Below are 12,248 nucleotides of genomic sequence, written 5' to 3' on the forward strand. Positions count from 1 at the left end.
AGGCCGGAGACGACGCGGTCCCTCCACCCGTCGTGCGGGCGGAGGGACCGTGGACGAGATCGGCTACTCGACAGTGACCGACTTGGCCAGGTTCCGGGGCTGGTCGACGTCGTGCCCGCGGGCGGCGGCGATCTCGGCGGCCAGCACCTGCAACGGCACCGTGGTCACCAGCGGCGCCAGCAGCGTCGGCGTACGCGGCACGTAGATCAGGTGGTCGGCGTAGCGGACCACCGCCTGGTCGCCCTCCTCGGCGATCACGATGGTGCGGGCGCCGCGGGCGCGGACCTCCTGGATGTTGGAGACGACCTTGTCGTGCAGCATGCCCCGGCCGACCGGGGAGGGCACGATGCAGATCACCGGCGTGCCCTGGTCGATCAGCGAGATCGGGCCGTGCTTCAGCTCGCCGGCGGCGAAGCCCTCGGCGTGCATGTACGCCAGCTCCTTGAGCTTCAGCGCACCCTCCAGCGCCACCGGGTAACCCACGTGCCGGCCGATGAACAGCACCGTCGGCTCGGACTTCAGCTCGCGGCCCAGCTCACGGACCGGCTCGATGCGGTCCAGCAGCTCCCGCAGCTTGCCCGGCATCTCCTGGAGCTGGGCCACCACCGCGCCCACCTCGTCGGCGAACTTGATGCCGCGCACCTGGGCCAGGTGCAGGCCGATCAGGTAGCAGGCGACGACCTGGGTGAGGAACGCCTTGGTGGAGGCGACGGCGATCTCCGGGCCGCCGTGGGTGTAGAGCACCGCGTCGGACTCGCGCGGGATGGTCGAGCCGTTGGTGTTGCAGATCGCCAGCACGCGGGCCTTCTGCTCCTTGGCGTGGCGCAGCGCCATCAGCGTGTCCATCGTCTCGCCGGACTGCGAGATCACCACGATCAGCGTGGACCGGTCCAGCACCGGGTCGCGGTAGCGGAACTCGCTGGCCAGCTCCACCTCGCAGGGGATGCGGGTCCAGTGCTCGATGGCGTACTTGGCGACCAGGCCGGCGTGGTAGGAGGTGCCGCAGGCGACGATGAAGATCTTGTCGACGTCGCGCAGGTCCTGCTCGCTGAGGCGGACCTCGTCGAGGGCGATCTCGCCGGTCTCGGTGAGCCGGCCCAGCAGCGTGTCGGCGATGGCCTGCGGCTGCTCCTCGATCTCCTTGAGCATGAACCAGTCGTAGCCGCCCTTCTCGGCGGCCGACGAGTCCCAGTCGATGTGGAAGTCCGTGCCGCTCGCCGGCTGACCGTGGAAGTCGGTGATGTCGATGCTGTCCGGGGTGATCAGGACGATCTGGTCCTGCCCCAGCTCGACCGCGTCCCGGGTGTGCTCGATGAACGCGGCGACGTCGCTGGCCAGGTAGTTCTCGCCGTCGCCCCGGCCGACGACCAGAGGCGAGTTGCGCCGGGCGCCGACCACCGCGCCGGGGATGCCGGCGTCGACGGCGAGCAGCGTGAACGCACCCTCCAGGCGCGCGCAGACCACGCGCATGGCGGCGGCGAGCAGCGCCGGGCTGTCGGTCTCGCCGGCCGAGCGCAGGTCGGCCAGCGCGCGGGCGATCAGGTGCGCGGCGCACTCGGTGTCGGTGTCGCTGGCGAACTCGACACCCTCGTCCTCCAGCTCGGCGCGCAGCTTCGCGAAGTTCTCGATGATGCCGTTGTGGATCACCGCGACCCGGCCGTCCGGGGAGAGGTGCGGGTGGGCGTTGCGGTCGGTCGGGCCGCCGTGCGTGGCCCAGCGGGTGTGGCCGATGCCGGTGGTGCCGTCGCCGATGCCGATCGGGCTGGCGGCGCAGTCCTCGGGGTTGTCGGCCGCCCGCTCGGAGAGGACCTTCTCCAGGTTCGCGAGCTTGCCGGCCTTCTTCTCGGTCAGCAGCTCGTCCTCGCAGACCACGGCGACGCCGGCCGAGTCGTAGCCGCGGTATTCGAGACGCCGCAGTCCGTCAAGCACGATGCCGAGCGCCGGGCGCGCACCGGCGTAACCCACGATTCCACACATGGTCCGCAGCCTAACCGAGTTTCGCTCATCGTGCGTGCTCGGAAAGGCGGTTAACGATCACTGAACTTGAGCGAACCGAGCGCCGGGGATGCGATTACCGGACAAAGCACCATCCAGGTCGTTCCGCCCGTCCCTACCGGTTCGGGACGCGGGGCGCGGACCGCCGGCCGGGACCGCACGGCTGGTCGCCACCGCCTACATTGAGGCCGGGCGCCGTCCCCCGGCCCCACCGTTCCGCGGTCGTCCGCGCCGTACCCCTGTGAGCTGAGCCCATGTCCGAGACGACCCCCGCCCCCGAACCGGCCTCCGGACCGAGCGACCCGACCGCCGCGCCGGCCACGCCGCAGCCCTCGTCCTGGACGCCGCCGGACCCGTTGGCCGCCCCGCAGCCGTGGACGCCGCCCGCGCCCTGGTCGCCACCCCCGGCACCGAGCCCGTGGGCGGCAGCCGGCCCGGAGAGCGCGTCCGGAACCGACCCGGCCTCGTCCCCGAGCGGCACGGGCCGGCCGGTGGGCGAACAGGGGTGGGCGGCTCCGGCCGACCCGGCCGCCACGCCACGCCCGGCCGTCCCACCGGCCTCCGGCGATCCGCAGGCCCCAGGCTTCCCGGGCGCGCCCGGCTGGCCGTCCCAGCCCGGCGTCCCGGACTTCTCGGCACAGCCGGCCTGGACACCGGGCGCCTACCCGCCCGGCCCTCACAAATCCGGGTCCTACCCGCCCGGGCCCTACCCGCCGCCGTACGCGTATCCGGGCATGCCGCCGCGCCGCAGCGGCGGCGGCTGGGTGGCCGGTCTGGTGATCGGCATCGTCACCGTCCTCGCGCTGATCGTCTGCGGCTGCGTCGGGCTGTCCTTCCTCGGCCGCTCCATGACCGACGGGACGGCCTCCGGCGACCGGTACGACGGGCCGCTGTACGGCGAGCCCGACGGATGGGCCGACGAGCCCACCGGTCCCCCGGCCCGACCGGTCACCACCCCGTCCGGCGGACCCGGCAGGTTCACCGTCCTGTACGAGGTCACAGCCACCGACGGCGAGGCGGAGGTGCAGTTCTACGACGCGGACGCGAACTTCCACCAGCCCGGCGCCGTGGACACGCCCTGGCGGCTGAGCCTCACCGCGAACGACCGCGAGCGGGTGCAGATCATCGCGAGCCCCGTCGAGTCCGGCGAGGTGACCTGCCGGATCACCGTCAACGGCAAGGTCGTCTCCAGGGACTCGGGCGAGTACGGCGCGACCTGCTTCGGCTGGTGAGCGGTCGGCGGCGGGCCGTAGGCTGGCCGCCGTGACGACGACCGATCCCCTGGTGGCCCGGATGCGGCCGTTCGGCACCACCGTCTTCGCCGAGATGTCCGCGCTGGCCGTGCGCACCGGCGCGGTCAACCTCGGGCAGGGCTTCCCGGACACCGACGGCCCGCCGGAGATGCTCGCCGCCGCGGCCGAGGCGCTGCGTACCGGCCACAACCAGTACCCGCCCGGACCGGGGATCCCCGCGCTGCGCGCCGCCGTCGCCGGGCACCAGCGCCGGTTCTGGGGCCTGGAGTACGACCCGGACGGCGAGATCGTCGTGACGGCCGGCGCCACCGAGGCGGTCGCGGCGAGCATCCTCGCGCTCTGCGAGCCGGGTGACGAGGTGATCTGCTTCGAGCCGTACTACGACTCGTACGCCGCCTCGATCGCGCTCGCCGGCGCGGTCCGCCGCCCGGTGACGCTGCGGCCCGGCCCCGACGGCAGGTACGCGTTCGACCCGGACGAGCTGCGCGCCGCGTTCGGGCCGCGTACCCGGCTGGTGCTGCTGAACTCGCCGCACAACCCGACCGGCAAGGTCTTCACCGCCGACGAGCTGACGACGGTGGCCGAGCTGTGCCGGGAACACGACGTGTACGCGGTCACCGACGAGGTCTACGAGCACCTGGTGTTCACCGACGCCGCCGCGCCGCACGTGCCGCTGGCCACGCTGCCGGGCATGCGGGAGCGGACGCTGCGCATCTCGTCGGCCGGCAAGACGTTCTCCTGCACCGGCTGGAAGGTCGGCTGGGTGAGCGGCCCCGCGCCGCTGGTGGCGGCCGTGCTGCGGGTGAAGCAGTTCCTCACGTTCGTCAACGCCGGGCCGCTGCAACCGGCGGTGGCTGTGGCGCTCGGGCTGCCGGACGCGTACTTCACCGGGTTCCGGGACGACATGCAACGCCGCCGGGACCAGCTCGCCGCCGGGCTGGCCGACGCCGGGTTCGGCGTGCTCGCGCCGGAGGGCACCTACTTCGTCACCGCCGACGTCACGCCGCTGCGCGGCCGGGACGGGGTGGAGTTCTGCCGGGCGCTGCCGGAGCGCTGCGGCGTGGTGGCGGTGCCGACGCAGGTGTTCTACGACGACGTGGAGGCCGGGCGCAGGCTGATCCGGTTCGCGTTCTGCAAACGGCCGGAGGTGCTGGCCGAGGCGGTGACCCGGCTGCGCCGGCTCCGGGCGGACGGATGAGCGACGAGCAGGCCACGCGGCTGCGCCGGTTCACCGCCCAGCGCGGCTGCGACACGATGCTCTCCGGCGTACGCCCGGCCTCCGTACGGGAACAGCTCGCCGCGCTCGATCAGGTGGCCGGGGACGACCCGCCCGACCTGTACGGCGAGGGCGGGCCGGTGGCGGAGCTGGAGCTGCGGGTCGCCGAGCTGCTCGGCGCGGAGGCTGCCGCGTTCTTCCCGTCGGGCACGATGGCGCAGCAGGTGGCCATGCGTCACGGGGCGGAGCTGACCGGCCGCGCCGGTGTCGGCCTGCACCCGCTCAGCCATCCGCTGACGCACGAGCGGGACGCGTACGCGCTGCTCGCCGGCGTACGCGCGGTGCGCACCACGAGCGCGCCGCGCAACCCGGCTGCCGACGAGGTGGCGACGCTCGACGAGCCGATCGGCACACTCTTCCTGGAGTTGCCGCTGCGGGACGCCGGGTTCGTGCTGCCGACCTGGGACGAGCTGGTGGCCGTCGTCGCGGCGGCCCGCGCCGGCGGTGCCCGGGTGCACTTCGACGGGGCCCGGCTCTGGGAGTCGTCAGTCCATCTGGGCTACTCGCCGGCCGAGATCGCGGCGCTGGCCGACAGCACGTACGTCTCGTTCTACAAGTCGCTGGGCGGCATCTCCGGTGCCGGGCTGGCCGGCGACGCGGAGCTGATCCGGTACGCGCGTGCCTGGCGGCACCGCTACGGCGGCACGCTGTTCCAGCAGTGGCCGGCGGCGCTCGCAGCGCTCGCCGGGCTGACCCGGGAGCTGCCCCGCCTCCCCGGGTACGTGGTGCACGCCCGGGTGGTGGCCGAGGCGCTGGCCGCCCTGCCCGGCGCCCGGGTGTACCCGGCGCCGCCGCACACCCACCAGTTCCGGTTCTGGCTGCCGTACCCGGCGGCCGTGCTCGACGCGGCGAACCTGGCGCTGGCCGAGGAGGAACGCGCGTGGTTCGTCGGCGGCTGGCGGGACACCGAGGTACCCGGGCTGGCGCTGGCCGAGGTGACCGTGGCCGGGCCGGCGCAGGAGCTGGACGCCGGCGCGGTGGCCGACCTGGCCGCCCGCTTCCTGCGCCGGGTCCAGGCGAACTGACCGCCGCGTCCGGCCGAGCTGACCGGCGAGGAGGAAGAGCAGGCGGCCCCGGGTCGGTCAGGCGACCGGGCTGGCGGTGCGGACCTGCTCGGCGATGCGCTCGGCGACCTCGCGCGCGGTGTCCTCGGTGGCCGCCTCGACCATGACCCGCACCAGCGGCTCGGTGCCGGACGGGCGCAGCAGCACCCGGCCGGTCTCGCCCAGCTCCGCCTCGGCGCGCTCGACCTCGGCCCGGACGGCCGGTGCGGCGGCGCCGACGGTACGGTCGCCGACCGGCACGTTGATCAGCACCTGGGGCAGCTTGGTGACCACGGCGGCCAGCTCGGCCAGCGAGGTGCCGGTGGCGGCCATCCGCGCCATCAGGTGCAGGCCGGTCAGCACGCCGTCGCCGGTGGTGGCGTACGCGGGCAGCACGATGTGGCCGCTCTGCTCGCCGCCGAGCGCCAGGCCGGAGGCGCGCAGCTCCTCCAGCACGTACCGGTCGCCGACCTTGGTCTCGACCAGCCGGATGCCGTGCTCGGACATGGCCAGCCGGAGACCGAGGTTGCTCATCACTGTGGCGACCAGGGTGTCCTGGGTCAGCTCGCCGGCGTCCCGCATGGCCAGCGCGAGGATCGCCATGACCTGGTCGCCGTCGACCTCGTTCCCGTCGGCGGTGACCGCGACGCAGCGGTCGGCGTCGCCGTCGTGGGCGATGCCGAGGTGGGCGCCGTGCTCGACCACCGCGGCGCGCAGCGCCTCGATGTGGTTCGAGCCGCACTCGTCGTTGATGTTGAGCCCGTCCGGCTCGGCGTGGATGGCGATCACCTCGGCGCCGGCCTCCCGGTAGGCGACCGGTGCGACGTCGGCGGCCGCGCCGTTGGCGCAGTCGACCACGACCTTGATCCCGTCGAGGCGGTGCGGCACGGTGCCGACCAGGTGCTGCACATAGTGGTCGGCGCCGTCGAGCAGGTCGTGCACGCGGCCGACACCGGCACCGACGGGGCGCTTCCAGGCGGTGGTGGCGTTCGCCTTCACCGCCTCCTCGATCCGCATCTCGATCTCGTCGGGCAGCTTGTGCCCGCCGGCGGCGAACAGCTTGATGCCGTTGTCCGGCATCGGGTTGTGCGAGGCGGAGAGCATCACGCCCAGGTCGGCCTTTGCCTCGGCGGTGAGGAACGCCACCGCCGGGGTGGGCAGCACGCCGACCCGGACCACGTTGGCGCCGGCACTGGTGAGCCCGGCGACCACCGCCGCCTCCAGCATCTCGCCGCTGGCCCGGGTGTCCCGGCCGACCACCGCGAGCGGCGGATGGCTCTTGTCGGTCTCGGCCAGCGTGTGGGCCGCGGCCACCGCGACCGCGAGCGCCAACTCCGGGGTGAGATCCGCGTTCGCCCGCCCGCGTACGCCGTCCGTGCCGAACAACCGGCCCATACCCGCCAACCTCCGTGGAACTGCCGATGAGAGGAGAAACGCGGAACGGCCGGTCCGCCTCCCGGGAAGGGGAAGCGGACCGGCCGTCCGTCAGAAGTACAAGACGCTTGTGATGATCAGCGCTTCGAGTACTGGGGAGCCTTGCGGGCCTTCTTGAGGCCGTACTTCTTGCTCTCCTTGACCCGGGCGTCACGGGTCAGGAAGCCGGCCTTCTTCAGGGCCGGGCGGTCGTCGGGCTCGCTGACGATCAGCGCCCGGGCGATGGCGAGCCGCAGCGCGCCGGCCTGGCCGGTGGTGCCGCCGCCACGCAGGTTGGCGATCACGTCGAACGCCTCGGGCTTCTCGGCGGTGACCAGCGGGTCCTTGATGAGCTGCTGGTGCACCTTGCTCGGGAAGTAGGCCTCGAGGTCGCGGCCGTTGCAGGTGATCTTGCCGCTGCCCGGGATGATCCGGACCCGGACGATGGCTTCCTTGCGCCGACCCACGGTCTGGATCGGGCGGTCACCACGGGGCGCGCGCGCGACGGGCGCCGGCGCCTCGGTGGCCTCGGGGGCGACCTCGGTGGCGGTGATGTCGGTCATGCTGCTTCCTTCGCCCGCGCTCACTGCGCGATCTGCTTGATCTCGAACGGCACCGGCTGCTGCGCGGTGTGCGGGTGCTCGGCACCGGCGTAGACCTTCAGCTTCTTGAGAAGCTGACGGCCCAGCTTGTTGTGCGGGAGCATGCCCTTCACGGCCAGCTCGATGGCCCGCTCGGGCCGCTTGGTGAGCAGCTCGTCGTAGCCGACCCGCTTCAGGCCACCCGGGTAACCGGAGTGGCGGTAAGCGACCTTGGTCTGGCGCTTGTTGCCGGTCAGCGCGACCTTGCCCGCGTTCACGATGACGACGAAGTCGCCCGTGTCGACGTGCGGCGCGAAAGTCGGCTTGTGCTTGCCACGCAGGAGCGTGGCGGCGTGGGTCGCCAGGCGGCCCAGCACGACATCAGAGGCGTCGATGACGTGCCACTGACGCTCGATCTCACCCGGCTTCGGGCTGTACGTACGCACAGGTCTACCTTGTCTCGTCGTCGGTCTGGGGTCGCGCGCCGAGGTGACCAGGAGTACCCAGCCGGACCAGCGCGCACGAACGACCAAGCGTACCTGATGCGGCACGCCTAAGAATGTCGTACAACAGCAGGCAACGATACCCGGCCGCCCGGCGGCAGGTCAAAACGGGGTCGCGCCGCGCGTGGCCTGCGGGTTCGTCATGGCACAGGTCACACGCCGACCAGCGTACGCGGTCCGGGACGCAGGTAGACCACCCAGGTGACCAGGAAGCAGAGCGCGTACCAGCCGATGAAGGCCAGGTAGGCGGCATCAGCAGTGCCGGAGGCCAGGAACGACTGCCGGAACGCCACGTTCACCAGCACCCCGCCCGAGGCGCCGACCGCCCCGGCGATGCCGATCACCGCGCCGGCCAGCCGCCGGGCCCGCCGCTGCGCCGCCTCCGGGTCGCCGGTCAGCTCGCTCTCCGCGACGGCCCGGGCCCGGAAGATCGCCGGGATCATCTTGTACGTCGACCCGTTGCCGATGCCGGAGAAGACGAACAGCGCCAGGAACCCGGCCAGGTAGAGCGGGAACGACTTCTCCCTGGCGGCGTACAGCACCAGCCCGGCCCCGGCGGCCATCGCCACGAAGTTCCAGAACGTGACCCGCGCCCCGCCCAGCCGGTCGGCGAGCTGACCGCCCACCGGCCGGATCAGCGACCCGATCAGCGGCCCCAGGAAGGTCAGCCAGGCCGCGTCCACGGGCGTCGGGAACCGGTCGTGGAACTGGAGCTGGAGCACCTGGCCGAAGGCGAACCCGAAGCCGATGAACGAGCCGAACGTGCCCACGTAGAGCAGCGACATCACCCAGGTGTGCGGGTCGCGGGCCGCCGCGCGCAGCGCGCCCGGCTCGTTGCGCGCCCCCGGCACGTTGTCCAGCCACCGGGCCGCGGCCAGCGCGGCCAGCACGATCAGCGGCAGGTAGACCGCCGGCACGAGCCGGGGGTACGCGGCGCCGGCGGTCGCCAGCACCGCCAGCCCCACCAGTTGCACGGCCGGTACGCCCAGGTTGCCGCCGCCGGCGTTGAGCCCCAGCGCCCGGCCCTTGAGCCGCTCCGGGAAGAACAGGTTGATGTTCGCCATCGACGAGGCGAAGTTGCCGCCGCCGACGCCGGACAGGCAGGCCAGCACCATCAGCGTGGCGTACGACACCCCGGGTTCGATCAGCACCGCCATCGGCACCGCCGGCACGAGTAGCAGCAGCGCGCTCACGATGGTCCAGTTCCGGCCGCCGAAGCGGGCCACCGCCAGCGTGTACGGCAGCCGCAGCACCGCCCCCAGCGCGGCCGGTACGGCGGTGAGCAGGAACTTCCCGGCCGGGTCGATGCCGTACTCGGGGCCCAGGAACAGCACCGTGACGGACCAGAGGCTCCACACCGAGAAGCCGACGTGCTCGGCGAAGATCGAGACGTACAGGTTGCGCCGGGCGACCCGGGCGCCACCGGCCGCCCAGAACGCCGGGTCCTCCGGCCGCCATTCGGTGAGCCGGCCGGCGGTGGTGGCCGGAGGCGTGGTCGGTGCGGAAACGAGCGTGCTCACGGGCGACTCCTCCTCGTCGATGACGAGGCGACGCTCTCAGCCCGTGGTTTCCCCGGCGTGCCCCGCACGCGTCGGCCCGGCAACGGAGATCGCACGTCCGCCGGACGGCGCCGGTGAGGCGGTCACAGCTCCTGGAGGATCCGCAGCGCCCGGCCGACCCGCTGCATGGTCTCGGTGTCCGCCACGTCCACGCACTCGGTGAACCACTTCTTCATCGGCGAGGAGATCCGGTCGGGCATCACCACGTACGCGCCCATCGGCACGGCGAGCGGCGAGTCGCGCAGCAGCGACTCCTCGACCACCTCGGCCACGATCACGATCGGTACCGCAGTGGCGTTGTAGACGTCGGAGCTGATCACCAGGCCGAACCGCTCCCGGGCGCCGGAGATGCGCCAGACCTCACCCCTACGCAGCACGCGGACGCCCGCCGAACAGGGCGTCGTCGACGAGCGCGACCTCCTGGGCGTCGGCCAGGGCGGCGGCTTCCAGGTCCAGGCCGGCACGGCCGACCGCGTCGGCGTGCGCGGTGAAGACCTCGCGCAGCGCCTTCTCCCGGGCGGCCTGGTCCATCCAGGCGGAGAGGGAGAGCCCTTCCCGCTTGGCGAACCGGCGCGCCTCCTCGATCGTCTCGTCGGAGAACGACAGCGTCACCTTGGCGGTCATGCCGGGAAGACTACCCATCGGTATGACCGCCAGTCATCCTCGTCCCCGCCGATCGCGGAATCGGACACCTGCAGGTGAAACAAGCGAAGCCGGTTGCGGATATTGCACTTGAGGGCGACGATAGAGCAGGTCCGAACGGCTGGGACGACACAAGCCGCATCTGCCACAGGGAGCCGTCATGAGCCTCAGCACCGGCATGGCCGCCTCGGTCATGCCCACCGAGGGAGCGGAGCGCCAGAAGGCGGCCGCCATGGAGGAGTTCCTCGTGCGGCACCCCCTCGCCGCGGGCGGAGGCGTGGCCCGCCTCGTCTCGGCGGACGGCGAAGAGGTCGAGGTGCCCGCCCAGATGTTCGACGTCCTCCATCAGATCTCGGCGATGCTCGCCCGCGGCGACGGCGTCGCGATCAGCGCCATCTCCCGCGAACTGACGACGACCGAGGCGGCGAAGCTGCTCGGCATGTCCCGCCCCACACTCGTTCGCCTCCTGGAGAACGGGTCGATCGCGTCACACCGGGTCGGCAGCCACCGGCGCCTCTTCCTCCGCGACGTCCTCGCATTCCGGCAACGGCAGATGGAGGAGCGACGGAAGTCGTACGAGGCCTTGATGTGGGAATCCGACGCGCTGGGTTTCACCGACGACGTGTAGTTCCGGGCCCGGCCAGGGGGCGCTGGGTAGGGTGTCCACTGTGATCCCCAGCGCCCCACTGGTGTTCCTGGACGCGAGGACGTTCTGGCGGAATGGATGTATCGCCTGCGCCGTAAGCGGCCCGAGCATTCCGAGCAGGCGATCGGCGGGCAGCGACGCCGCTTCGTCCAGGCGTTCCCGTACGGCCTCGTCACCGGCTATTCGCCGAACGACGTTCCGTGCCCGCCGGACCCGGACGACCGGCACGTGCTGGCCGCCGCCGTCCACGGCCGCGCCGACATCCTGGTGACCGACGACCGGTGCGCCTTTCCGCCGGAATGCGTACGGGAATCGCTGTCGGTCCGCACCGGCGACGAGTTCCTCGACTGGGTGGCCGACCGTTCGATGCCTCTGGTCATGAGAACGTTGGCGCGGCAGATCGACTACTACCGGCGCAGCCTGGTCGCCGAGGACAAGGACGCGGTCGAACTGATCGCCCACCTACGGAAGGCCGGCGCGTCCCGTTTCGCCGATCGGCTCGAGAATCACCTCGCCGATCCGTCCGGCCGCTGACCGCCGAAGACCGCGAAACGCCATTCCTTGAAGAAGCAGTCCACGTCCACCAGGCCCGCCTCGGTCAGCCAGCGACACTGCTCGGCCACCGGGGCCGGCCGGTCGTGCCGCATCCGCTCCCGGGCGCCGGCGATCTCCTCGGCGTCGGAGCCCAGCTCGGTGATCCGCGCCGTCCACACCTCGTCGTAGCGGCGGTCCAGCGCGGGAGTCGGCCCGGCGACCTGCTCGGCGTTGACGAACACCCCGCCGGGGACGAGCGCGTCGGCGGCCCGCTTGTACAGCGCCCGCTTGCCCTCGTCGTCGAGGTGGTGGATGGCCAGCGCGGAGACCACCGCGTCGTACCGGCCGGCGGGCAGCGGGGCGGCCAGGTCGGCGTGGACGGTGCGGTGCGGCACGCCACGGGCGTCCAGGTGCCCGGCGGCCACCGCGAGCATGCCGGGGGCGCCGTCCACGAGCGTCAGGCGGACCCAGGGGACGGCCGCGGTCAGCAGCAGGGACAGCAGGCCGGTGCCCGCGCCCAGGTCCAGCACCTCGGGGGTACGCCCGGCGGTGAGCGCGGCGCGCAGCGGGGGTGCGGCCACCTCGACAGCGGTGCCGTAGAAGGCGTCGAAGCAGGGCACCAGGCGGCGCCGGGCCTGGTCGTAGCTGCCGGCCACCGCGTCGAACGCGTCCGCCACGCTCATCATGCCTCCCGTTATATGAGATCTTTGTCCCACATTCTAAGCCCTGCGGAGCGTCTCGTCACCCGCGTGCGGTGTGAAGCGCTCGTGACAGGACCGAAACAGAGCAGACCCGGACCGGAA

At 72.6% G+C, this 12,248-nt stretch carries 13 protein-coding genes; 5 read left to right on the forward strand and 8 right to left on the reverse strand.

Annotated elements, in window-relative coordinates; genetic code table 11:
- Positions 1-63: 63 nt before the first annotated feature.
- Entirely contained in the window at positions 64-1,977 is a 1,914-nt protein-coding gene (gene glmS, locus ABD52_RS04740) for a glutamine--fructose-6-phosphate transaminase (isomerizing) (RefSeq protein WP_013288568.1), read from the reverse strand.
- 272 nt (positions 1,978-2,249) lie between these two features.
- Between glmS and ABD52_RS04745 the strand changes: the two genes are divergently transcribed.
- From ABD52_RS04745 to ABD52_RS04755, 3 genes are read left to right on the forward strand one after another with little or no spacing between them, the layout of a single operon-like run.
- The gene (locus ABD52_RS04745; RefSeq protein WP_047890902.1) at positions 2,250-3,227 is read left to right on the forward strand and encodes an MmpS family transport accessory protein; all 978 of its coding nucleotides are present in this window, start codon (positions 2,250-2,252) and stop codon (positions 3,225-3,227) included.
- Positions 3,228-3,258: 31 nt separating this feature from the next.
- The gene (locus ABD52_RS04750) at positions 3,259-4,446 is read left to right on the forward strand and encodes a pyridoxal phosphate-dependent aminotransferase (RefSeq protein ID WP_013288570.1); all 1,188 of its coding nucleotides are present in this window, start codon (positions 3,259-3,261) and stop codon (positions 4,444-4,446) included.
- Positions 4,443-5,549 (forward strand): low specificity L-threonine aldolase, encoded by a 1,107-nt coding sequence (locus ABD52_RS04755; protein WP_047890903.1) that lies wholly within the window; start codon positions 4,443-4,445, stop codon positions 5,547-5,549. The genes ABD52_RS04750 and ABD52_RS04755 overlap by 4 nt, the downstream gene beginning before the upstream one ends.
- Positions 5,550-5,606: 57 nt before the next feature.
- Here the strand turns inward: ABD52_RS04755 and glmM are convergent, their stop codons facing one another.
- The 6 genes from glmM to ABD52_RS04785 all read right to left on the reverse strand — a co-directional run bounded on the left by glmM (position 5,607) and on the right by ABD52_RS04785 (position 10,247).
- Complete coding sequence (gene glmM, locus ABD52_RS04760) at positions 5,607-6,962, reverse strand: phosphoglucosamine mutase (protein ID WP_013473666.1); 1,356 nt, start codon at positions 6,960-6,962, stop codon at positions 5,607-5,609.
- 116 nt (positions 6,963-7,078) lie between these two features.
- Positions 7,079-7,543, reverse strand: a complete 465-nt coding sequence (gene rpsI / locus ABD52_RS04765; protein ID WP_013288573.1) for a 30S ribosomal protein S9 — start codon at positions 7,541-7,543, stop codon at positions 7,079-7,081.
- Positions 7,544-7,563: 20 nt separating this feature from the next.
- On the reverse strand, positions 7,564-8,007 hold the full coding sequence (gene rplM / locus ABD52_RS04770; protein WP_013288574.1) for a 50S ribosomal protein L13: 444 nt from the start codon (positions 8,005-8,007) through the stop codon (positions 7,564-7,566).
- Between the two features lie 209 nt (positions 8,008-8,216).
- Complete coding sequence (locus tag ABD52_RS04775) at positions 8,217-9,584, reverse strand: MFS transporter (protein WP_013473667.1); 1,368 nt, start codon at positions 9,582-9,584, stop codon at positions 8,217-8,219.
- A 122-nt stretch (positions 9,585-9,706) separates the two neighbouring features.
- A complete protein-coding gene (locus ABD52_RS04780; RefSeq protein ID WP_030269379.1) occupies positions 9,707-10,000 on the reverse strand; it encodes a type II toxin-antitoxin system PemK/MazF family toxin in 294 nt (97 codons plus the stop codon).
- On the reverse strand, positions 9,990-10,247 hold the full coding sequence (locus ABD52_RS04785) for a DUF6364 family protein (RefSeq protein WP_030269378.1): 258 nt from the start codon (positions 10,245-10,247) through the stop codon (positions 9,990-9,992). The genes ABD52_RS04780 and ABD52_RS04785 overlap by 11 nt, the downstream gene beginning before the upstream one ends.
- A 178-nt stretch (positions 10,248-10,425) precedes the next feature.
- Here ABD52_RS04785 and ABD52_RS04790 point away from each other — a divergent pair, with 178 nt between their 5' ends.
- Both ABD52_RS04790 and ABD52_RS04795 read left to right on the forward strand, forming a co-directional pair.
- Complete coding sequence (locus ABD52_RS04790) at positions 10,426-10,893, forward strand: helix-turn-helix domain-containing protein (protein ID WP_013288578.1); 468 nt, start codon at positions 10,426-10,428, stop codon at positions 10,891-10,893.
- Between the two features lie 84 nt (positions 10,894-10,977).
- A complete protein-coding gene (locus ABD52_RS04795) occupies positions 10,978-11,445 on the forward strand; it encodes a PIN domain-containing protein (RefSeq protein ID WP_255352835.1) in 468 nt (155 codons plus the stop codon).
- Here the strand turns inward: ABD52_RS04795 and ABD52_RS04800 are convergent.
- On the reverse strand, positions 11,418-12,131 hold the full coding sequence (locus ABD52_RS04800; RefSeq protein WP_235437341.1) for a class I SAM-dependent methyltransferase: 714 nt from the start codon (positions 12,129-12,131) through the stop codon (positions 11,418-11,420). The genes ABD52_RS04795 and ABD52_RS04800 overlap by 28 nt on opposite strands.
- Between the last annotated feature and the right edge of the window lie 117 nt (positions 12,132-12,248).

This window comes from Micromonospora sp. RV43, from assembly GCF_001029515.1.
Classification (GTDB): Bacteria; Actinomycetota; Actinomycetes; order Mycobacteriales; family Micromonosporaceae; genus Micromonospora; species Micromonospora aurantiaca.

Excerpts from the sequence above, each read along its gene's own strand:
- glmS (WP_013288568.1), bottom strand. The coding sequence starts at position 1,977 with ATGTGTGGAATCGTGGGTTACGCCGGTGCGCGCCCGGCGCTCGGCATC.
- ABD52_RS04745 (WP_047890902.1), top strand. The coding sequence starts at position 2,250 with ATGTCCGAGACGACCCCCGCCCCCGAACCGGCCTCCGGACCGAGCGAC.
- ABD52_RS04755 (WP_047890903.1), top strand. The coding sequence starts at position 4,443 with ATGAGCGACGAGCAGGCCACGCGGCTGCGCCGGTTCACCGCCCAGCGC.
- glmM (WP_013473666.1), bottom strand. The coding sequence starts at position 6,962 with ATGGGCCGGTTGTTCGGCACGGACGGCGTACGCGGGCGGGCGAACGCG.
- rpsI (WP_013288573.1), bottom strand. The coding sequence starts at position 7,543 with ATGACCGACATCACCGCCACCGAGGTCGCCCCCGAGGCCACCGAGGCG.
- ABD52_RS04785 (WP_030269378.1), bottom strand. The coding sequence starts at position 10,247 with ATGACCGCCAAGGTGACGCTGTCGTTCTCCGACGAGACGATCGAGGAG.
- ABD52_RS04790 (WP_013288578.1), top strand. The coding sequence starts at position 10,426 with ATGAGCCTCAGCACCGGCATGGCCGCCTCGGTCATGCCCACCGAGGGA.
- ABD52_RS04800 (WP_235437341.1), bottom strand. The coding sequence starts at position 12,131 with ATGATGAGCGTGGCGGACGCGTTCGACGCGGTGGCCGGCAGCTACGAC.